This is a genomic window from Streptomyces sp. NPDC002104 (assembly GCF_053593795.1).
This window is the reverse complement of the sequence record NZ_JBSFDF010000023.1, coordinates 13,659-33,639: the sequence shown is the minus strand read 5'-3', so window position 1 is coordinate 33,639 and position 19,981 is coordinate 13,659. Positions and strand designations below refer to the sequence as shown.

Here is a 19,981-nt window from a genome sequence, read left to right as displayed (position 1 = left end):
GCGAGGACCCGGGGGTGCGGGGGCCGGGGGCCCGCCCCCCGCAGGGGGTCCGGGGCGGAGCCCCGCAGGGGGCTCGGGGGCGGAGCCCCGCACGGGGCCCGGGGCGGAGCCCCGCACGGGGCCCGGGGCGAAGCCCCGGTTTCGGGAAGGGGCGGGGTGGGGGAGGCCCCGCGCAGCGGCCCGGATTCCGGCTGCGGCCGGCCGGCCCGCAGGGCGACGCCCCGCCCGGGGAACGCAAAGGGGCCCCCACCGGAGCGAGAGCAACTCAGTGCACGACAACCGCCTCCGGCGCAGCCGCGGACTTCTCCGCGCCACCGCCGGCCGCACCGGCCGGCCCCGCGCCCCGCAGCGGGACCTCCTTGACGAACCAGGCGGCCGCGAAGCCCAGTACGGCGATCCCCGCACCCAGCAGGAACGCCGAGTGCGTACCGGCGGCCACCGCGTGCTGGTAGGCGTCCCGGACGGCCTCCGGAAGCTTCGCCAGGCTCGCCGCGTCCAGCTGGGCGGAGCCCGCCTTGACCGCGGCCTCGGGGCCGAGCCGGTCGGTCATGGTGCTGGTGACCTGGCTGGTGAACAGGGAGCCCATCAGCGCCACGCCGAAGGAGCCGCCGAGCGTACGGAACAGGGTCGCCGAGGAGGACGCGACGCCCATGTCCTTCATGTCGACGCTGTTCTGCGCGACCAGCATCGTGATCTGCATCAGGAAGCCGAGGCCGGCGCCGAGCACCGCCATGTACACACCGGACATCAGGCGGCTCGTCCCGGTGTCCATGGTGGCGAGCAGGAAGAGCCCGACGACCATGAGCCCGCCGCCGACGATCGGGAAGATCTTGTACTTGCCGCTGCTGGTGGTGATCCGGCCCGCGATCAGCGAGACGACCATCATCGAGAGCAGCATCGGCAGGAGCAGCAGGCCGGAGTTGGTGGCCGAGGCACCCTGGACGGACTGCTGGAAGAGCGGCAGGTACAGCACGCCGCCGAACATCGCGAAGCCGACCAGGAAGCCGATCACGGACATCAGGGTGAAGTTGCGGCTGCGGAAGATGTGCAGCGGCATGACCGGGTCGGCGGCCTTGGTCTCAGCGTAGAGGAAGCCGGCGATGGAGGCGATGCCGACGGCGATCAGGCCGATGATCTCGGTGGAGCCCCAGGCGTACTCGGTGCCGCCCCAGGTGGTGACCAGGACCGTGGAGGTGATGGCGACGGTCAGCAGGGCCGCGCCGAGGTAGTCGATCTTGGGCCGCTCCGCCCCGCTCTTCTTCGGGAGGTGCAGCACCGCGGTGACCATGGCCAGGGCCACGGCGCCGAGCGGCAGGTTGATGTAGAAGGACCAGCGCCAGCCCATGTGGTCGGTGATGGTGCCGCCGACCAGCGGTCCGCCGATCATGGCGAGGGCCATCACGCCGGCCATCATGCCCTGGTACTTGCCGCGCTCGCGGGGCGGGATCAGGTCGCCGATGATCGCCATGACGCCGACCATCAGACCGCCGGCGCCGAGGCCCTGGATCGCGCGGAAGCCGATGAGCTGGCCCATGTCCTGGGCCATGCCGCTGAGCGCGGAGCCGATCAGGAAGATGACGATCGAGGTGAGGAAGGAGCCCTTCCGCCCGTACATGTCGCCGATCTTGCCCCAGATGGGAGTGGAGGCGGCGGTGGCCAGCGTGTAGGCGGTGACGACCCAGGAGAGGTGCTCCAGGCCGCCGAGCTCGCCGACGATGGTGGGCATGGCGGTGCCGATGATCATGTTGTCGAGCATCGCCAGCAGCATCGCGATCATGAGTGCCATCAGGACGACACGCACGCTGCGCGGCTTCACCTCCTCCGAGGTGTCCGCGTTCTTCTTGTTCTCCACCATGTTCCACTCCCCTGGTGCATACGCACCGGCCCTGGGACTTACTTGCCGACCGGCTAGTTGACTACACTGTGGAAGGTAGACCCGTAACTAGCCGGGCGTCAAGTAAGTAGTCAGGGGAGAGTCATGTCCAGCAGCAGTCCGCAGCAGCGCCGTGGCGATACGCGGCAGCGCATCCAGGACGTCGCACTGGAACTCTTCGCCGGGCAGGGGTACGAGAAGACGTCGCTGCGGGAGATCGCGGAGGCGCTGGGGGTCACGAAGGCGGCGCTGTACTACCACTTCAAGACCAAGGAAGACATCATCATCAGCCTGTTCGAGGACCTGACCAGGCCCATCGACGAGCTGATCGAGTGGGCCGAGGAGCAGCCGCGCACGCTGGAGACGAAGCGGGAGGTCCTGCGCCGCTACAGCGAGGCGATGGCGGGCGGCGCGTCGCTGTACCGCTTCATGCAGGAGAACCAGGCCTCACTGCGGGAGCTGACCATCGGCGACCGGGTCAAGAAGCGGCTCTTCGCCCTGGTGGAGCTGCTCCGGACCGGCCAGGAGGACGCCCCGCTGGCCGACCAGGTCCGGTGCGTGAGCGCCCTGTTCACCCTGCACGCGGGAATGATGTTCCTCCAGCACGTGGACGGGGACCCGGAGGAGACCCGCCAGGCCGCCCTGGAAGTCGCGACGGACCTGATCACCCAGGCCCACGGCCAGGCATAGCCGCACCCCTCCCTGCTCCGTTCACTCGATCGAACGAACAAAACCCCGGATAATTACTCTGCGTAGTCATCTCGGCTACTTTTGGTGAGGTGCGTCGCGGAGAGGCCGCGGCGCCGTCCGATCCGAAGGCACCGCCGTCATGATGCGTCTCGCCCTGACCACCACCGCCGCCGCAGCGGCTCTCCTCACCACCGTTCTGGCGCCGCAGGCGCCGGCCGGCCCCCTCTCCTACGTCGCCCTCGGGGACTCCTACAGCGCCGCCTCCTTCGTGCGCCCGTGGAACACCGACGGATGCGGCCGCTCCGAGCAGGACTATCCCCACCAGGCCGCGCGGCGGCTGAAGTTGAGGCTCACCGATGTCACCTGCTCCGCCGCGGAGGTGCGGGCGGGGTTGCTGGGTCCGCAGTCCGAGCTGAAGGGGCCACCGTCCGTGCCCCCACCGGGCGGATGGACCGCAAAACCGGCGCAGATCAGGGCCGTTACGGCCGCAGCCGATCTCGTCACGGTCGGCGCCGGCGGGAACTCCGTGGGCTTCTCCGAGATCGTCGAGACCTGCGTGAAGCGCGGACTGGCCTCTTTCGGTACGGGGACACCGTGCACCGATCACTACGTGCGGGGTGGTGGCGCCGCCGGGCTCGACGCCCGGTTCACCGCGCTGGAGAGCGACTTCGCGGCCCTGCTGAAGGAGATCCGCACGCGCGCCCCGCGCGCCGCGGTGGCGGTCGTCGGCTATCCGGCCGTCGTGGACCAGCCCGCGGGCTGCGGCTGGGGGTCCTGGCACCAGCTCGGAACCGTCGCCAAGGGCGACATGCCCTGGCTCGACAGCCTGGAGCGCCGGGTCAACACCCTCCTGCGCGAACAGGCCCGCCGCGGCGGCGCGACGTACGTGGACACCTACGCCTCCAGTACCGGGCACGGGGTGTGCGCGAGCCCCGAGCTGCGCTGGATGTACGGGATCAAGGACAGCCTGACCGGCCCGGGCGAGCAGAGCGACCCGCCCTCCGAGCTCTGCCGCTCCATCCCGGCCCGGGGCGAGGCCTGCACCGTCCTCCACCCGAACCTCCGCGGCGCCACCCACCAGGCGGACCGCGTCACCGAGGCCCTGGCAGGACTGGGGGCGGGCAGACGCTGACCCTCAGACGGCCGGCCCGCCCGGACCCGGGACCGGACCCGGGGTGCGCTTCAGGCGCGCGCGGACGCCCGGTGGGTGGCGAGCTCCGCCTCGTGCAGCCAGTCCAGGTACCAGCGGGCGAAGGTGACCGGCTGCCCGGCCTGGTCGAGGAGCGGGGCGAGGTCGGCGTCGTCCGCCCGGCAGTCGGACCAGACGGTGCCGCGGTGGGTGCCGCTGACGATCAGCCACTCCCGCTGGGCACAGCCGAGGTGGGAGATGACGAGGGCCCCGGCGGTGCGTTCGGGGGCGAACAGGAGGGCTCCCCACCGCTCGTCCCATGCCTCGATGGCGTCGTCGAAGTCCTCGATCTCCTCGAAGTCCTCTTCTTCGGGGCGCACGGCGAGGAGGGCGCCGAGGGCTTCGGGATCGGGGCCGTGGTCGGGGAACGGCCGGGCGAGCATGGACAGATCGGCCAGGTCGGCGCCGTCCCCTTCCCAGCGCCAGCGGCCGTGCACGCGACGCACGGGGAAGAGCCCGTACGCGGGACCCGCGCCGCCGGCGCCCACCGAGGTGAGGAAGCTCCGGTAGTCCTCCGGCAACCGCACACCCGCCTGCGCCTCGAGCTCGGCGAGCCCGGCCGCGGACAGGGGATCCTCCAGGGCCCACCCGTGTCCGTGCGAGCCGAAGACCTTGCCGCTCCCGGGCCGGGCCCCCAGCGCGACCACGCGCCCGCGTACACCGTTCCACTGCTGATCAGCCATGCGCAGACGGTACGGGGAGCCAGTGACAGCACAGCGCCTAGCGGGACTCCCGGGACTCCCGGGACTCACGGCCCTCGCGCCAGCGGGTGAGTTCGGCTTCCACGTCGAACTCCTTGACGTTCAGCGGGGGGCCGGGCGGGGGCCTGCGCAGGGCCGTGCGGATCTTGTCGTTGATCTCCGCGAGGAGGGCGCGGACCTGGCGTTCGGTGCGGGCGGCCTCGACCGCCTCCCGGGCGTCCTCGACCTCCTTGCGCAGCGCGAGCGCGGGCGGGAGGACCGCGAAGCCCTCGCGGTGCAGTTTGCCCTTGATCCACCACAGCTCGTCGTACGGGGCGTCGAGCGAGGCCAGCGGCTTGCCGAAGCCGGGCAGTTCCGCGAAGTCCCCGCGTTCCCCGGCCTGTCTGATCTGGCGGTCCACAAAGGATTCGAAGCTGACACCAGGCGGTTTGCGCTCGGTCACGTTGCCTCCCCAGGGGTTGCCGCCAGCATAACTCCGGCCTGGATCCGGCCTCAGAGGCGTCGGTCCGACTCCTCGATCGGGATGTCGTTGATGCTCGCTTCCCGGCGGCGCATCAGGCCCGCGGCGTCGAACTCCCACTGCTCGTTGCCGTGGCTGCGCCACCACTGGCCGCTCGCGTCGTGCCACTCGTACTCGAAGCGCACCGAGATGCGGTTGTCGGTGTACGCCCACAGCTCCTTGCGCAGCCGGTACTCCAGCTCGCGCTCCCACTTGTCCGCGAGGAAGCCGCGGATCTCGGCGCGGCCGGTCAGGAAGCGGTCGCGGTTCCGCCAGGCGGAGTCCTCGGTGTAGGCGAGGGCGACGCGTTCGGGGTCGCGGCTGTTCCAGGCGTCCTCGGCGGCCTGCACCTTGGCGCGCGCGGACTCCTCGGTGAAGGGCGGCAGGGGCGGTCGTACGGAAGCAGTGGCGCTGGTACCGGTGCTGCTGGAGCTGGCAGTCATGACGGGACGCCTCTCGGCTCTGCGGGGCAGGAGGGAGAACGGTCGTTCTCGCCGCTGCCCCAAGAGTAGAGAACGAGCGTTCTCCCTGCAAGCGTTTCTGGTCTACGCTGCTTTCATGCCCACCGCCCCCGCCCCCATGACCGACGAAGAGGCCCGCACGCGGCTGCTGGACGCCGCGGAGGCGCTGTTCTACGCCGAGGGCATCCAGGCCGTGGGCATGGACCGCATCCGCGCGGAGTCGGGCATCCCGCTCAAGCGGCTCTACCGCCTCTACCCGGCCAAGGAATCCCTGGTCACCGCCTATCTGGAGCGCCGAGACCGCCGCTGGATGACGAGCCTGAGCGCAGCCGTCGCGGGGCAGGGCGACCCCGTCGGGGCCGTCTTCGAGTGGCTCGCGGGGTGGTTCTCGGAGCCGGGCTTCCGCGGCTGCGCGTTCCTGAACGCCTACGGGGAACTGGGCGCGGGCCCCGCCGGGGTGCTGGACGTCGTACGCCGGCACAAGGCCGAGCTACGGACGCTGCTGGCCGGCATCGCCGGTCCCGGCCGGGAGGGCCTGGCGGAGCAGTTGCTGCTGCTGGTCGAGGGGGCGACGGTGGTCGCGGCCCTGGAACCGGGGCCGGGGGCGGCGGTACGGGCGCGCGAGGTGGCGTACGTCCTGCTCCGCGACGGAGGAGGCAGAGGGATTCACGCGGCTGCCGAGTGATCGGTTACGCGTCGTACACAACCGGGTCGCATTGTCAGCTTTTAACTGGTGTTGGCACTTTTGTCCACCGGAAGACCGCATTCGGCGGTCGCCCTCCGGTTCCGTCGCCTTTTCCTCGCGGAGGAAACACCCTTGTCTGCTTCCCGCTGCACGTCGGCCGCCCTGGTCGTCGCGGCCGTCACCGCGACCTGCCTGCTGCCGGCCGTGCCGGCTTTCGCCGCCGGCTCGCCGCACATCCGGTTCTCCCAGCCGTACGTCCCCTCGATCGCCGCCGGCAAGACCGGCCGCGTGGTGATCGTGGCGGAGACCAGCGGCGATCCGGCGCACAGCAGCAGATTCCGGATCACCGCGCCGGAGCGGACGACCTTCCCCGAGGCCCGCTTCTACTGGAACGGCGACCGTGCGGGCGCGCCCTGCACCCTCTCGGGCAACGCCCGCCAGCTCACCTGCGACGCGGGCACCCGCGCGGGCTTCGCCTTCCCGGCGCAGAGCGACACCCGGCTGGGCGTACTCGTACGGGTGGACGCGGACGCTCCCGAGGGAACGACGCTCGACGGCGGCGAGTGGGCGGCGGCCGGCGCCTCGCCCGCCCTGTACGCGGTGTCCACCCCGGTGACGGGGCCCAAGGGCGACGACGGACACGACGGGCACGACGGCAAGCCGGGCCACGACGGCAAGCCCGGCAACCACGGCCGCCCCGGCCCCAAGGGCGACAAGGGCGACCAGGGCGAGCGCGGCGAGAAGGGCGATCGGGGCGAGAAGGGCGATCGGGGGGACCGCGGCGATCGCGGCGAGAAGGGTGACCGCGGCCAGAAGGGCGACCACGGGCCGAAGGGGCCCCAGGGCCCCAAGGGCGACCAGGGTCCCAAGGGCGACACCGGACCGACGGGTCCGACCGGCCCGACCGGCCCGACGGGTCCGACGGGTCCGACGGGCGACCAGGGACCGTCCGGCGGCCCCCAGGGCCCGAAGGGCGACAAGGGCGACAAGGGTGACAAGGGCGACCGCGGGAACACCGGCCCGGCCGGCCCGACGGGAGCGCGCGGACCGGGCGGACCGAAGGGCGAACAGGGTCCGAGGGGCCCGAAGGGCGAGCAGGGCAAGCAGGGTCCGAAGGGCGAGCGCGGACCGGGCGGGCCCAAGGGGCCGAAGGGCGACCAGGGTCCGCAGGGCCCGAAGGGTCCCAAGGGCGACCAGGGCAAGCCCGGCAACTGCAAGTGCGGCCAGGACCACGGTGGCAAGGACCACGGTGGGAAGGACCACGGCGGCAAGGGTGACAAGGGCGGCAAGGCCCGCATCGTCAGCGACAAGCTGCACGTGCGCACCGGCCCCGGCACCCAGTACAAGAAGACCGGCGTGATCAAGTACGGCACCGAGGTCCAGGTGCAGTGCAAGACCAACGGCGCGGAGGTCGACGGCAACGCCATTTGGTACAAGCTCGCCGACGGCCGCGGCTGGATCGCCGCCCGCTACGCCGCGAACCTGAACCGCATCCCCACCTGCTGACCAACCGGTTGACCGACCGGTTGACCGACCCGTCCTGATCACCTTCGGTGCGTGCCGAGGCCCCGAGCCCCGGCACGCACCGAAGGCGTTTGCGCGTCCGGACTGTCAAGCCCCGAACTCCAGGGGCATGACGCCGTGGAACGGCCCGGGGCTAATGGAGGAAGGGGTTCACGCAGAGCAGGTGGCCCCTCGTTCTCCGTCTCTGCTCGCCCCGGAGGTGACTTCTCATGACCCCCCTGCCCCGCACCCGGCGTCGTCTCGGCGTCCTCACGGCCTCGGCCGCCCTGGCCGCAGCAGGCGCACTGCTGTCCTCCGGCGCGTCCGCCGCGCCGGCCCACTCCCCTGCCGGCGCCGTCACCGCGGTGGCACCCGGGCACGGCGTCCGCCCCGGCGACGACGACGGTGACGGCTACGGCCGCCACGATCACGACCGCCACCACGACGACCACGGCCTCGTCTCCTGCCATTGGCACGGACTGGCCCAGAACGAACGCCACCATCACGCGTGGAGCTGGGGCTGGTGGCACTGTCACAGCAAGGGCGACGGCCACGGCCACGGCCACGGGAAGGACCGCGACGCCGACGGCTGGCTGAAGAGCGACCGCGTCTACCGCACCTGAGCGAAAAAACTTCGGCGGCGATGTCGAGAACCCGTGCCCGGCTCCGTCTCCTCAGTGGAAGCGGCCACAATGGGCCGCACCGCACGGAGGAGACCATCATGGCCAAGTACCTGCTTCTCAAGCACTACCGCGGCGCCCCTGCCTGCGCGAACGACGTCCCCATGAGCGAGTGGACGCCGGAGGAGATCACGGCCCACATCCAGTACATGCACGACTTCGCGGCCAAGCTGGAGGGCACCGGCGAGTTCGTCGACGGTCAGGCGGTCGCCCCCGAGGGGACCTGGGTCCGCTACGACGGCGAGGGGCGCCCGCCGGTCACCGACGGCCCCTTCGCCGAGACCAAGGACCTGATCGCCGGCTGGATGGTGATCGACGTGGACGGCTACGAGCGCGCCGTCGAGCTGGCCGGGGAGCTGTCGGCCGCCCCCGGCGCCGGTGGCAAGCCGATCCACGAGTGGCTGGAGCTGCGCCCGTTCCTGGCCGTGCCGCCCAACGTCCCCGAGTGCCACTGACGTGGACGAGGCCCTGCTCCGGAGCCTCACTCCGCACGTCCTCGGGATCCTCGTCCGCCGCGGAGCCGACTTCGCGGCGGCCGAGGACGCCGTGCAGGAGGCGCTCCTCGAAGCGGTGCGCGTCTGGCCCGGGGATCCTCCGCGCGATCCGAAGGCCTGGCTGGTCACCGTGGCCTGGCGGCGGTTCCTCGACGCGACGCGGGCGGACACCGCCCGCCGCCGGCGCGAGGACCGGGTGGAGGAGGAGCCGGCGCCGGGCCCCGCGTCCGGGGTGGACGACACGCTCCAGCTGTACTTCCTGTGCGCCCATCCGTCCCTGACCCCGTCGTCGGCCGTCGCGCTCACGCTGCGCGCGGTCGGCGGGCTCACGACGCGCCAGATCGCGGCGGCGTACCTGGTTCCCGAGGCGACCATGGCGCAGCGCATCAGCCGCGCCAAGCGGACCGTCTCCGACGTCCGCTTCGACCGCCCCGGCGACGTCGGTACGGTCCTGCGCGTGCTCTACCTGGTCTTCAACGAGGGGTACTCCGGCGACGTGGACCTCGCCGCCGAGGCGATCCGGCTCACCCGCGGCCTGGCGGCCTCGATCGACCACCCGGAGGTGTCGGGGCTCCTCGCCCTGATGCTGATCCACCACGCCCGGCGGGCCACCCGCACCGCCCCCGACGGGAGCCTGATCCCGCTCGCCGCGCAGGACCGTACCCGGTGGGACACGGCGCTGATCGCCGAGGGCATCGGCATCCTGCACGGCGCGCTCGCCCGGGACCGGCTGGGCGAGTTCCAGGCCCAGGCCGCCATCGCCGCCCTGCACGCGGACGCGCGGACCACCGCGGAGACCGACTGGGTGCAGATCGTGGAGTGGTACGACGAGCTGGTGCGCCTGACCGGCAGTCCGATCGCCCGCCTCAACCGGGCGGTGGCGGTCGGCGAGGCCGACGGCCCCCGGGCGGGCCTGGCGGCCCTCGCGGAGCTGGACGCCGCGCTCCCCCGGCACACCGCGGTGGCCGCGTACCTGCACGAACGCGACGGCGACCTGACGACGGCGGCCCGCCTGTACGCCGAGGCGGCCCACCGGGCCCCGAACCTCGCGGAACGCGACCATCTGACCCGTCAGGCGGCCCGCCTGAACTCCGCCCGCCGCGCCTGATCCCCCGCGCGGACCGGGCCCGCGCTGCCCGTCAGTCGGCGGCGCCGCCGCCCGGCCCTTGGCCGTCGTAGCCGCCGCGATGGGTGAGGACCTCCTCCATGTGACCCTCCGCCCAGGCCTTGATCCCCTTCATGAGCCCCTGGAGGGAGCGGCCGAGGTCGGTCAGCTCGTAGCTGACGGTGACGGGCACCGTGGGGGTCACGGTCCTGGTCACCATTCCGTCGCGCTCCAGTGCGCGCAGTGTCTGCGTCAGCATCTTCTGGCTCACGCCCGAGATCCGGCGTTGCAGTTCGGAGAAGCGCATGGGCCTCGGCTCGTCGCCGGGTGCCGTCCCCGGGCCGTCCCCGTCCAGGGCGGCGAGCACGAGGGCCACCCACTTGTCGGAGATGCGCTCCAGGAGCTGGCGGCTGGGACATTGCGCGAAGAACGCGTCGTACTCCGCCTTGGCTGCGGCCCGCCGCTGGGATGCGGTCGTGGTCGGCATGACTCGCGTCTCCGATCGGTCACTTAGGCACTCCGAGGTGCCTCCTTCCCACCGGTGAGCAGGTGCCTCCATGGTGGTGACAGGCCCAGGCGATGGCAAGGCCGTCCCGCACGGGGCCCCACGAAGGAGAAGTCGATGGCGCAGCACATGACGTCCCGGCGGGCCGTGGTCCGCGTTCCGTCCGGACCCCGGTCCATCCGTACGGTCACCGTCCCGCTGGCGGAGCCGGGGCCGGAGCAGATCCGGGTCGAGGTGGCCGCCGCGGCGGTCAACCCGGTGGACCTGGGGGTGGCCGGGGGTGTCTTCCACCGGCTCGGCCTGGTCGACCAGCCTCAGCACACCGGGCTCGGCTGGGACTTCGCCGGCACGGTCGATGCCGCCGGACCGGGCGCCGGGCTCCCCATCGGCACGCGGGTCGCCGGCTTCCTCGACGGATTCGACCGCGACCACGGATCCCATGCCGAGCACCTCCTGGTGTCCGCCGCCAAGGTCGCCGTCGTACCGGACGCCCTGGGCCTGACCGAGGCGGCCGTGGTGCCGCTCAACGCCACCGCCGCGGCCCAGCTCGTCGGCCTCCTCGGTGAGGCGCCCGCGGGGGCCCGGCGCCTGCTGGTGACGGGCGCGGCCGGCGCGGTGGGCGCGTACGCCGCCGTACTCGCGCAGGACCGCGGCTGGCAGGTGACCGGGACGGCCCGGGCGGCCGACGAGCCGTTCGTACGGGGCCTCGGCGCCGGCTTCGCCACCGGGCTCGGGAAGGGCTGGGACGCCGTCGCCGACGCCGGAGCCCTCCAGGAGGACGCCCTGCGGGCGGTGCGCGACGGCGGCCGCTTCGTGGGCGTGCAGCCCGCGGCCCGGCTCCCCGGGGAACGCGGCATCACCGTCGAGGTCCTCTTCGCCCGTCCCGACGGCCCGCTCCTCGCCCGCCTGCTCGAACGGGCGGCGACGGGGGAACTCCCGGCCCGCGTCCACGCCGTCGTACCGCTCGCCGAGGCGGCCGACGCCTACGAGGCCATGGCCAAGGGCGGCGTCCGCGGCCGGATCGTCCTCGTCCCCTGACACCACCTGCACCCTCCCACCGCCTCCCCCTCGTACGCGTTACTCCGACGAACAGGACAGCCGATGCTCACCACCCTTGCCACCGTTGCCACCGTTCTCGCCGGCCTCCTCGGCGCGGCCCTCATCGTCATGGGCGCGCTGACCTTCGCGAAGCCGCGGAACGCCACCGGCTTCGGCATTCCCGGCACACCGGTCGACGATCCCGCCTTCCGGTCCTGGCTGCACGTGAAGGGGGCGCGCGAGATCGTGTGCGGGATCTTCATGTTCGTCCTGATGCTCACCGCGCCGGCTTCGGTCCTGGGGTGGTACCTGCTGACCTTCGCGGTGATGCCGATCGCGGACACGTTGATCGTGCTGCGCAGCGGCGGACCGAAGGCCACCGCCTACGGCGTCCACGCCGCGACGGCGGCGGTCATGGTGGCGACCGCCCTCGGCCTCCTGCTCTGACCGCCGGACGCCACGGGCCGGGATCCGGCGCCGCCGCTGGTGCCCGTGAGCGCGCCCGCTCACTCCGCGCTCGCCCGCGCCCCCAGTCATTTCCCTTTATTCCGTTGCCAACGAGGAAGAGCCCCGGCTACGTTCACCCGAGCCGTCCGCCGCCTTGTTCCGGACCGGCACGGTCGACGAGGAGGTGTGGAGCACATGCGCACGAGTGCCCGGCAGGTGTGCCCGCGTACTGACCTTTGCCACCTCCTCACGACGGAGACACCTTGTCGTACCGCATCACTCCACTGACCGACCCCGCACACGGCGCGAACAGCCGCCGCCTCGCGTGGCTGGCATCCGACGCGGATTCCATCACCGTCGGCACGGCCTTCCTCCGCCTGTTCGACGGCGGACAGGCGCACCTGGCCGAACTGACCCTCCACGTGCATCCCGCGGAGCGCCGCAAGGGCGTCGGCTCCGGGCTCCTCGACGCCGCCGTGGCCGCCGCCCGCGCCGACGCCCGGCGCTGCGTCAGCGCGCAGGCCGAGGCCGGATCGCCCGGCGACCGCTTCCTGCCGGCCCACGGCTTCCGCAAGGTGCTCACCCTGCGGTTCGCCCGGCTGCCACTGGCGGACGTGAACCCGACCGCCCTCACCGAGATCATCGAGCGCCCGCACCCCGGCTACCGGCTGGTGTCCTGGCAGGGAACCGTCCCCGACGACCTGGCCACCACCTTCGCCGCCTCGCGCCGCGCGATGGACGACACGCCCATGGAGGACACCGACTACGGCACCGTGACCTGGGACGTGGACCGGGTCCGGGCCGCGGCGAAGGCCGTTCACGACCGGGGGGACCACTTGCACACGGTCGCCGCCATCGACACGGCCGACGGTTCGATCGCCGGGTTCACCGAACTCGTCGTCCCCGGCAACGGCACGGGCGACGGCCAGCACTACGGCACCGGCGTCCTGCCCGAGCACCGCGGACACGGCCTCGGCCGCTGGATGAAGGCCGAGTCGATCCGCCAGGCCCACGCCCGCCATCCCGGCCTCGGCGGCCTCCTGACCGACACCGCCGACAGCAACGCACCCATGCGACGCATCAGCGACGGCCTCGGCTACCTGCCCACGCACACGACGGTCCAGTACCAACTCGACCTGTAGCGGCGCGCGGACGGCGGCCCGGACCTGGATCCACCCGGTCCGGGCCGCCTGCGCGGTCCTGACGGACCGGGGTTCAAGGACGCCGTGCGGGCGCGGCAGCTTCGGCTCGCCCGCCGGCTGGGCCACGCCGGTCGCGCCAGCTCCAGACGGTGTGCCCCACAAGGACGACGGCAACGACGCACGCCGCGACGCGCGTTGCGTTCCAGGTTGCGCCGAAGACCGGCCCCCGCGAGTCCGCCTCCACGCTCAGCCGCTGGGTCGCCTCGAAGAAGGCGATCAGGGGCACAAGCAGCCGGAACGGAAGGCCGCCCACTCCCGGCGTTCGCGCGACGTTTCCCATGAACCCCAAGGGCGCACCGAACACGAGGGCCGCCATGCCCCACACGAGGGCTTGACCCCCGCTGGAGGTACCGGATTCCGCCTCCATCCCATCCGGAACGGAGGTGGCGCGTTCCATTCCGGCCGGAATGACGGGATTCATGTCCTTGAAGAGGTAGTACGCGACCACGCCGATGGCCAATCCCAAGGACGCCAGCAATGCCGACTCCCTCTTGGACCGGCGGAAGTAGCCCACGAGCAGGGCGTAGCAGGCCCACGGCCACCCACTGGAGAAAACGGTACCCACGGCGACACAGAAGGGATTGCTGAGTCTTCCGACAACGGGACCCAACAGACCAAGCACCAAGCCCGCTCCGAGAGACACGGCGACCGGCACAACGCGACCGCGCACACAGCGCACGATTACCCTTCCCTCGTCGGTGGGTACTTCCGATGTGGAGTCTTCGCACCTCTGGGCTGCGCAGGAAACCGGACAGCCACCGCGAGGCCGCCCGTCAACCTACCTCACCTCGCGTTCGCATTCAGGTAGTTCGGGCGAGGCCTCAAACCCTCAGTGGTGCTGCTGGCGCTCGGTTCCGGTGTCGAAGAAGGCGTCGAGGTACGCGTTCGGCTCCAGTGCGCTCGTGCGGAACAGCGAGAACGCCTCGGCACCCGAGCCCGGTGCGCCGTCCATCCGGTAGGACTGGGCGAAACCCAGGTAGCCGAAGCCGTTGTCGGCCGCGTACACCTCGGCCTCCGCCTCGGCGAGGGCAATCGCCTCGTCAGCCGATACGGCCTGCCAGAGCGTGATCCGCTCCTCGTAGCTCCTCCCGTCCTGGGTCACCCACTCGAACACGCACCGGACCCCGTACCAATCCACGTCCTGCTCCCTCTCCCCTCGTGCCGAATCGACCCCGCCCCCCGTACACCTATTGCGGCCGGGCTTCCAAGTAATTCACATAGAGGATGACCGAAGGGACTCTGACGTTCAGACTGCCTGCTGTTGTGGTCAGTTCTTCCTCGTAGGCCAGCAACTTGCCGTTGTGAGTATCGAAGATGAGGGTGCGCTTCACGGGGAGCCCGCCGTAGTCCGAATCCACGGAGAACGATACGCCGGGACGCCCCGCCCGGTCCGCCACTTCCCCACGGTAGACAACACCCTCCGTGCCGGCCAAGACGCGGAGCAAGGCGGCACGTTGCTGCGGGGAGAACAGGTTGCTGAGGTTCCGCTCCGAGAGGGAGTCGAAGAGCTGGCCGGGTCCAAAGGACTCGTAGCCCAGGGATAGCCATCGGGCCATGCCTGCCGTATCGCTTGGTGCCGGCTTGTTCCTGAGGTCCGACGCGTCGGCGGGGCCGGATGCGCCGGACCAGGACGTGGGAGTCTTCCCCGCTGATCCTGAACCTTCCCAGATTCTGCGCTGCGCACCGTTTTCGAATACCGGCGGCTTCGTTTTCGCTTTCCATTTCGCCGACCCGTCGGGCTTCCGCCAGACCTGACGCACTTCGGGAATGATCGCAGAAGTGACTTGGATCCCGTCGATCCGCGTGGACAGCGCCCAGATTTCGTGCTTGAAATACAGAGCTTGCCCGTCTACCGATTCACGGCTCCCGGCCTCCGCGGTCCGAGCGAGTTCATCCAGTGCACTTTGGGCGGACTTCCCTGAGTTGGTGTAGTGCAATGCCGCGGGTGTGAGGGCAAGGACGGGTTGCGCGTTGGGCCCCAGGACGTTGACGGCTGCGAATGCGCAGACCGTCATGGCCGCTACCGCAGAAAGACCGAAGGCCCAACGCCGACGAGGGGCAGCCACCGACGCCTTGCCGGGTGAGCTGCTGTCGCGAGGCGACATCAGCGTCGTCACCAAGGTGAATTCCCGCTCCGCATCCGCGGCTTGCCATCCGGCCGTTTTTGATGGATCCATGGAGCGGAAGATCTCATCGATATCACTCACTGATCCCGATCCCCTCAACCCTCGCCGGGACGCACCCTGCACCATCTGATGAAACCCGTGGCCGTTGGTGGGATGCCGTTCCCTTTTTGAGCCGCTTGCGCGCCCGGTGCAACCTGACGTGATAGGCCGGCGTACTGCATCCCATGATTTTGGCGGCATCTCGGGCGGGGAGATCTTCCCAGAGGGAAAGTCGCAGGACTTCTTGATCGTCCAGGGATAGGCCGTCGAAGGCTGCGGCCATCAGCAGCCGGTTCTGCACGGATTCGGCATGGTCCGACATGCTCTCCGCGCGCTGCCCCGCCAGCTCTGCCAGGAGGCGCGTTTGGCGCTCCTGCGCACGGTAGGAGTTCGCCAGGACGTTCCTGGCGACGCCGTACAACCAGGGCAAGGTCGACGTCGGGGGAATATCACCCAGTCTCCGCCAAGCCGCCATGAAGACCTCGGCCACCAGGTCGGAGACCTGGGCCGGTTCACACCGACGCCGGACGTAGCTCTCGATGTTCGAGTAGTGGCGCTGGTAGATCGCGGTGAAGCGTTCTTCGTCAGTCGTCGTGGTCACATCCCCTCCGACCTGTCTATGTCCGACCGCTCGGATCTCTTACAGCTCAGGCCGAAGATTCTCTGCCCGGGTCTCTCACGTCATCCCGAAAACGGTGTGTTCAGGGGAGTTCTGGACCGCCAGGGTCCTCCCCGCGCCCCTCACGGGGCGGGCAACGGACCGGCTGGCGCGGGCAACACGAACGGACAGCCGTGTGCCCGGTCCGGCGGATCCGGCGGACCCGCCTGCACGCCGTAGCGACCCACCAGGCGGCCACCCGCGCGGAGCCCGATACCCGACCCGGGCGGGCTCCTGAACTCGGCCCGCCGGCACGCCTGATGACAGTCAGGGGGCCAGGTACCCGGCGGCCCCGGCGACCGGCAGGCTCGCCCAGGTCCGCGTCCCGCCACCGGGTTCCCGGGACTCCCCGAACCCCCAGGCCCCGCCGCAGTCCCGCACGACGGCGGCCATCACCCGTAGGGCGGCGCGGCGGCGGGCCTCGCAGTGGGCGGCGAGGCGGGGGTGGGTGTGGGGGGCGTGCCCGTCGTAGACGGTGAGGCGGAGAGCCCCTTCGCGGTGGCGCAGGGCGAGGTACAGGCTCCGACCGGGGTCCAAGTACCAGGCAGCGGCAATGAGTTCCCCTACGACCTGCACGGCGGCCGGCGCGACCCGGTCGAGGTGGTGGGCGTGCAGGACGGACCGTACGGTGCTGCGCGCGATCTGGGCGCTGTACGGCTCCCCGGGCACGGTCAGGCTGCACGACAGCCCATCGGGCGACGGCGGCTCGCCCGACGACGGGCGGGCATCGGAGCAGCCGGGGCTGGGGGGCATGAAGGGGCTGAGCATGACGGACTCCCTGTCGTGACGCGAATGAGGACGCAACCTCGGTGAGCTCGACGCGCACGGGTTGCTCTCGCGTGGGTGGGAGTAGTGGCTCGTCGCCGAGGCCGAGGCATGCTGCGGCGATGCACTTCCAACTCCCTTGCGTGAGCGGTGCACTACCCAGGGTAGCGAAGTCGGTGGTGAATTCGCCACCAGAGTCCGGAAGTTTGCCCACGGTGGATCCATGGGGCGTCCACACGGCAAACTGCAGCCATGCCCCCAAGGACCTCGCCGACCGAACGACAGAAGCGACTGGGCGCCGAGCTACGCAGGTTGAGGCTGGCCGCAGACGTTTCCGCCGAGTCCGCCGCAGGGCTCCTCGGTGTCGACCGCTCCAAGATCTCCGCCATCGAGCAGGGAATCCGCACCATCAGTGAGGAGCGCCTCCGGTCACTGGCCTGCCACTGCGGCTGCGCCGACGAGCGGTACATCGACGCGCTCGTCGACATGGCGCAGCCCCAGAAGCGCGGCTGGTGGGAGCACTACCGAGGCCGACTGTCCTCGGGGATACTCGACATCGCGGAGCTGGAATCTCATGCCAGCCGGATCCGGTGCGCGCATTCGGTGCACATTCCCGGACTCCTGCAAACCAGTGATCACGCACTCGCCATTTTCCGGTTCGCGGTACCGGCCCTCCCGGAGTCAGAAACCGCCCTGCGGCTGGCCCATAGACTGGAACGACAGCAGGTACTGGAAGGCGACTCGGCACCCGAGTACGTCGCCATCCTGCACGAAGCGGCGTTGCGGATGCAGTTCGGTGGCCGCCTCGTCGCGAGGGCTCAGCTGGAGCACCTCCTCCAGATTTCCGAGCGGGACAACGTCGTGATCCGTGTCCTCCCCTTCGAGGCCGGAGGGTTCCCGGGGGCCGGCCAGACGGTCAACTACCTGGAGGGACCGGTCCCACAGCTCGACACCGTGCAGAGCGACAACACGCACGGACCCGACTTCCTGCACACCGAGGCCCAACTAGATAAATATCGCGCCCAGTTGGACTGGATGGCACGACTCAGCCTGGCACCCGACGAGTCCCGTGAGTTCATCCACGACGTGGCGCGCCAACTGTGAGGGGAACGATGGCCGACATCACCTGGGAAGACCCCTACTGCGCTGAGGCCAGCGCTTGCTACCGGATCGGGGTGGACGGGGAGGGCAACAGCTACATAGCCCTCGCAGGCCACGAGGACACCTACCTCACCGACACCCGCGAGGCACTGCAACAACTGATCCGGGACATCAAGGCCGGCAAGGCCGACCACCTGCTGTAGGCGCTGGCGCCGGTCCGCTCGCCGGGGCCCGTGGGCGGACACTCCCCTCCCCCGAGCCCCGCGCACGGACTCGTCCTAGGGAGTTAGCAGCGCACGTGGGCGACGTCGTCGCGGATCCATACGAGGGCGCGGCGGAAGACTGCCCTCCGCGTTCCGTCCTGTGCCTCAAGTTCCAGGCCAAGTGCTGAAAGCGGGTCCAGGAATGCCATCTCCTGGAGGCCCTCGGGGTCTGGCTCACGCCGGTCCTGCCACTGGGCGAAACCTGCGTAGAGATCTCGGGCGACTGGCCAGGCAGGACCGGGGACGAACCTGCAAATGAACCAGGGCATGTCGACCGAGTACTGATGCAGTTCGCCGACAAGGGTGGGGCCGTGCATCAAACGCCACCTTGGTTCCAAAGGGGACTCCAGCCACTCGTGTGGGCGATGCGCGCCGGGCAGTTCCACGCGGTGGAGCCGACGGCGCAACTCGGAATGGGCAGGCCTGACCCCGGGGAGGCTTCCCGGGACTTCATCTGCCTTCGCGCACCGAGAGTGAGAGGGAACGCCGTGAGCGACGTGACCTGGGAAACGCCCTTCTGCGGCGAAGGGAGCTCCTGCTACCGGATCGGCGTGGACGAGGACGGCAACAGCTACATCGCCCTCGCTGGCCAGGAAGACACCTACCTCACCGACACCCGCGAGGCACTGCAACAGCTCATCCGCGAGATCAAGGCCGGTAAGGCCGACCACCTGCTGACGGACTGACCCCGCCCCCGCCGGAGCGGGTGGCGGGGTCGCGGCCTACTTGATACTGCGCGGGAAGGTGACCTCGACTCGGCGGTTCTTCTTGCGGCCTTCCTCGGTGCCGTTGTCGGCGATCGGGTAGTCCTCGCTGTAGCCGCGTACGTCGAAGGTGACGCTGGGATTGGTCACCGTCTTCGCCAGCTCGGCCTGGACTGCGTCGGCGCGCTTCTTGGAGAGTTCCTTGCCGTGCTCGTAGCTGCCCTGGTCGTCGGTGAAACCGAAGATCCGGACAGTGGTGGCCTTCTGGGTGTTGATCTCCTGCCCGATGGCCTGGATACGGGCAGCGGCCTGAGCGTTGAAGATGGCACTGTCCTCGGGGAACATCACCTCGGACTGCAGCGCCATCATGACGGTCTGGTTCGTCTCCTGGCGCCGTTCCTCGCCGCCGATGTCCTCGACTACCTCCACCATGTCCAGCACCTTGGGGGCGGCGAGGATGCCGCCCTGCGGGAGCTTCAGCCCTGGCGAGTCGGACCTGATGGGCGTGGGCGCCGAAGCCGACGGTTCCGTGCCTGGGGGGACAGAGGGCGTGACATCGTCCGCGTAGGCGCTGGTCGCGCCGATGAAATGCGCCCCGGCGATGACGAGGCCGGCGACGGCTGTGGCAGCTGTGATGCGATGGCGATTGGTCATGGGGTCACCCGGATATTTTGATCGTGGCCGCGGCAAAGGTCGGCAGACCGAACACGACCTCGGTGGTGGTGGCGGGTGGCGCGGGGAACTGTGCGAAGAAGGGAGCACTGTCCCCACCCTTGATGAAGGCGATTCCAGTGGTGCATGCACACCTGCCCTCCGTATCACGCAGCACGAGGTAACGCTTCTTCCCCACAGAATCAACCAATGTTGCGCCGGCGACGGATGCCGGACTGGCTGTCCTCTCCTCACCGCGCAAAGGCGCAATGTTCACGAATGAAGCCGAACCTGTGTTCTTGATCTGGCCACTGACGGTGACGTATCCGTCTTGGTTACGCACAGCCGAGTTGATCTCCAGCACAACGCCGGATGGCCCCTGCGCCGTAGCGATCACTTCGGGAGGACCAGCGTCCTTGCTCGCAGTGGGTCCCGGCTGCTGGGGCGCGCTTCCTTGATTCTGGGGGGTCTCGGACTTCGTTGGCTGCTGTGCTTTCTCACCGTCTCCGCCGCACCCGGCCAACGCGAGGGCCAAGACCGCCGCAACCGCAACGGCCGCTCCGCCACGGACCTTCACCTTCTGCCGCATGCTCATGTACGCC

Annotated in this window: 25 protein-coding genes; 13 read left to right on the top strand and 12 right to left on the bottom strand. The window is 70.5% G+C overall.

The features are described from left to right. Window positions 1-265: 265 nt before the first annotated feature. Entirely contained in the window at window positions 266-1,855 is a 1,590-nt protein-coding gene (locus ACWCP2_RS20480; RefSeq protein WP_450910012.1) for an MDR family MFS transporter, read from the bottom strand. Between the two features lie 123 nt (window positions 1,856-1,978). On the opposite strand from ACWCP2_RS20480, the gene ACWCP2_RS20475 reads away from it, so the two are divergent. Both ACWCP2_RS20475 and ACWCP2_RS20470 read left to right on the top strand, forming a co-directional pair. Beyond that, window positions 1,979-2,563, top strand: coding sequence for a TetR/AcrR family transcriptional regulator (locus ACWCP2_RS20475; RefSeq protein ID WP_450910011.1), 585 nt, complete (start codon window positions 1,979-1,981; stop codon window positions 2,561-2,563). Between the two features lie 139 nt (window positions 2,564-2,702). Beyond that, the gene (locus tag ACWCP2_RS20470; RefSeq protein WP_450910010.1) at window positions 2,703-3,695 is read left to right on the top strand and encodes an SGNH/GDSL hydrolase family protein; all 993 of its coding nucleotides are present in this window, start codon (window positions 2,703-2,705) and stop codon (window positions 3,693-3,695) included. A gap of 50 nt (window positions 3,696-3,745) precedes the next feature. On the opposite strand, the gene ACWCP2_RS20465 is transcribed toward ACWCP2_RS20470, so the two are convergent. The 3 genes from ACWCP2_RS20465 to ACWCP2_RS20455 are packed head-to-tail and all read right to left on the bottom strand — an operon-like array spanning window position 3,746 to window position 5,395. Then, window positions 3,746-4,435: an SMI1/KNR4 family protein gene (locus ACWCP2_RS20465; protein WP_450910009.1), complete on the bottom strand. Its 690-nt coding sequence runs from the start codon at window positions 4,433-4,435 to the stop codon at window positions 3,746-3,748. 37 nt (window positions 4,436-4,472) lie between these two features. Beyond that, window positions 4,473-4,895 carry a DnaJ family domain-containing protein gene (locus tag ACWCP2_RS20460; protein WP_450910008.1) on the bottom strand — a complete coding sequence of 141 codons (423 nt, stop codon included), beginning with the start codon at window positions 4,893-4,895 and terminating at the stop codon, window positions 4,473-4,475. A gap of 50 nt (window positions 4,896-4,945) precedes the next feature. After that, the gene (locus ACWCP2_RS20455) at window positions 4,946-5,395 is read right to left on the bottom strand and encodes a nuclear transport factor 2 family protein (RefSeq protein WP_450910007.1); all 450 of its coding nucleotides are present in this window, start codon (window positions 5,393-5,395) and stop codon (window positions 4,946-4,948) included. A 136-nt stretch (window positions 5,396-5,531) separates the two neighbouring features. On the opposite strand from ACWCP2_RS20455, the gene ACWCP2_RS20450 reads away from it, so the two are divergent. The 5 genes from ACWCP2_RS20450 to ACWCP2_RS20430 all read left to right on the top strand — a co-directional run bounded on the left by ACWCP2_RS20450 (window position 5,532) and on the right by ACWCP2_RS20430 (window position 9,883). Beyond that, window positions 5,532-6,098 (top strand): TetR/AcrR family transcriptional regulator, encoded by a 567-nt coding sequence (locus tag ACWCP2_RS20450; protein WP_450910075.1) that lies wholly within the window; start codon window positions 5,532-5,534, stop codon window positions 6,096-6,098. 132 nt (window positions 6,099-6,230) lie between these two features. Further along, on the top strand, window positions 6,231-7,604 hold the full coding sequence (locus ACWCP2_RS20445; protein WP_450910006.1) for an SH3 domain-containing protein: 1,374 nt from the start codon (window positions 6,231-6,233) through the stop codon (window positions 7,602-7,604). 227 nt (window positions 7,605-7,831) lie between these two features. Beyond that, window positions 7,832-8,224 (top strand): hypothetical protein, encoded by a 393-nt coding sequence (locus ACWCP2_RS20440; protein ID WP_450910005.1) that lies wholly within the window; start codon window positions 7,832-7,834, stop codon window positions 8,222-8,224. Window positions 8,225-8,322: 98 nt separating this feature from the next. After that, window positions 8,323-8,736 (top strand): YciI family protein, encoded by a 414-nt coding sequence (locus ACWCP2_RS20435; RefSeq protein WP_450910004.1) that lies wholly within the window; start codon window positions 8,323-8,325, stop codon window positions 8,734-8,736. Between the two features lies 1 nt (window position 8,737). Then, entirely contained in the window at window positions 8,738-9,883 is a 1,146-nt protein-coding gene (locus ACWCP2_RS20430; protein WP_450910003.1) for an RNA polymerase sigma factor, read from the top strand. 31 nt (window positions 9,884-9,914) lie between these two features. Here the strand turns inward: ACWCP2_RS20430 and ACWCP2_RS20425 are convergent, their stop codons facing one another. Beyond that, complete coding sequence (locus ACWCP2_RS20425) at window positions 9,915-10,367, bottom strand: winged helix-turn-helix transcriptional regulator (RefSeq protein WP_450910002.1); 453 nt, start codon at window positions 10,365-10,367, stop codon at window positions 9,915-9,917. Window positions 10,368-10,502: 135 nt separating this feature from the next. Here ACWCP2_RS20425 and ACWCP2_RS20420 point away from each other — a divergent pair, with 135 nt between their 5' ends. The 3 genes from ACWCP2_RS20420 (at window position 10,503) to ACWCP2_RS20410 (ending at window position 13,012) form a co-directional block, all read left to right on the top strand. Further along, window positions 10,503-11,423: a zinc-binding dehydrogenase gene (locus ACWCP2_RS20420; RefSeq protein WP_450910001.1), complete on the top strand. Its 921-nt coding sequence runs from the start codon at window positions 10,503-10,505 to the stop codon at window positions 11,421-11,423. A gap of 63 nt (window positions 11,424-11,486) precedes the next feature. Then, a complete protein-coding gene (locus ACWCP2_RS20415; RefSeq protein WP_450910000.1) occupies window positions 11,487-11,870 on the top strand; it encodes a DUF4267 domain-containing protein in 384 nt (127 codons plus the stop codon). Between the two features lie 263 nt (window positions 11,871-12,133). Next, window positions 12,134-13,012, top strand: coding sequence for a GNAT family N-acetyltransferase (locus tag ACWCP2_RS20410; RefSeq protein ID WP_450909999.1), 879 nt, complete (start codon window positions 12,134-12,136; stop codon window positions 13,010-13,012). A gap of 73 nt (window positions 13,013-13,085) precedes the next feature. Here ACWCP2_RS20410 and ACWCP2_RS20405 read toward each other — a convergent pair whose 3' ends face one another. The 5 genes from ACWCP2_RS20405 to ACWCP2_RS20385 form a co-directional block, all read right to left on the bottom strand. Continuing rightward, complete coding sequence (locus ACWCP2_RS20405; protein ID WP_450909998.1) at window positions 13,086-13,586, bottom strand: hypothetical protein; 501 nt, start codon at window positions 13,584-13,586, stop codon at window positions 13,086-13,088. 315 nt (window positions 13,587-13,901) lie between these two features. Then, the gene (locus ACWCP2_RS20400) at window positions 13,902-14,210 is read right to left on the bottom strand and encodes a hypothetical protein (protein ID WP_450909997.1); all 309 of its coding nucleotides are present in this window, start codon (window positions 14,208-14,210) and stop codon (window positions 13,902-13,904) included. Window positions 14,211-14,259: 49 nt separating this feature from the next. Continuing rightward, a complete protein-coding gene (locus ACWCP2_RS20395) occupies window positions 14,260-15,279 on the bottom strand; it encodes a CU044_5270 family protein (protein WP_450909996.1) in 1,020 nt (339 codons plus the stop codon). Further along, window positions 15,272-15,838: an RNA polymerase sigma factor gene (locus ACWCP2_RS20390; protein WP_450909995.1), complete on the bottom strand. Its 567-nt coding sequence runs from the start codon at window positions 15,836-15,838 to the stop codon at window positions 15,272-15,274. The genes ACWCP2_RS20395 and ACWCP2_RS20390 overlap by 8 nt, the downstream gene beginning before the upstream one ends. A 324-nt stretch (window positions 15,839-16,162) precedes the next feature. After that, the gene (locus ACWCP2_RS20385; RefSeq protein ID WP_450909994.1) at window positions 16,163-16,663 is read right to left on the bottom strand and encodes an ATP-binding protein; all 501 of its coding nucleotides are present in this window, start codon (window positions 16,661-16,663) and stop codon (window positions 16,163-16,165) included. 249 nt (window positions 16,664-16,912) lie between these two features. Here ACWCP2_RS20385 and ACWCP2_RS20380 point away from each other — a divergent pair, with 249 nt between their 5' ends. From ACWCP2_RS20380 to ACWCP2_RS20370, 3 genes are all read left to right on the top strand, one after another. Further along, window positions 16,913-17,764, top strand: coding sequence for a helix-turn-helix domain-containing protein (locus ACWCP2_RS20380; RefSeq protein WP_450909993.1), 852 nt, complete (start codon window positions 16,913-16,915; stop codon window positions 17,762-17,764). Window positions 17,765-17,772: 8 nt separating this feature from the next. Beyond that, window positions 17,773-17,964 (top strand): hypothetical protein, encoded by a 192-nt coding sequence (locus ACWCP2_RS20375; protein ID WP_450909992.1) that lies wholly within the window; start codon window positions 17,773-17,775, stop codon window positions 17,962-17,964. 548 nt (window positions 17,965-18,512) lie between these two features. Then, window positions 18,513-18,710: a hypothetical protein gene (locus tag ACWCP2_RS20370; protein WP_450909991.1), complete on the top strand. Its 198-nt coding sequence runs from the start codon at window positions 18,513-18,515 to the stop codon at window positions 18,708-18,710. 36 nt (window positions 18,711-18,746) lie between these two features. Here ACWCP2_RS20370 and ACWCP2_RS20365 read toward each other — a convergent pair whose 3' ends face one another. Together ACWCP2_RS20365 and ACWCP2_RS20360 are read right to left on the bottom strand one after the other, a co-directional pair. Further along, window positions 18,747-19,382 (bottom strand): OmpA family protein, encoded by a 636-nt coding sequence (locus ACWCP2_RS20365; protein WP_450909990.1) that lies wholly within the window; start codon window positions 19,380-19,382, stop codon window positions 18,747-18,749. Between the two features lie 4 nt (window positions 19,383-19,386). Beyond that, window positions 19,387-19,974, bottom strand: a complete 588-nt coding sequence (locus tag ACWCP2_RS20360) for a hypothetical protein (protein ID WP_450909989.1) — start codon at window positions 19,972-19,974, stop codon at window positions 19,387-19,389. Window positions 19,975-19,981 lie beyond the last annotated feature (7 nt).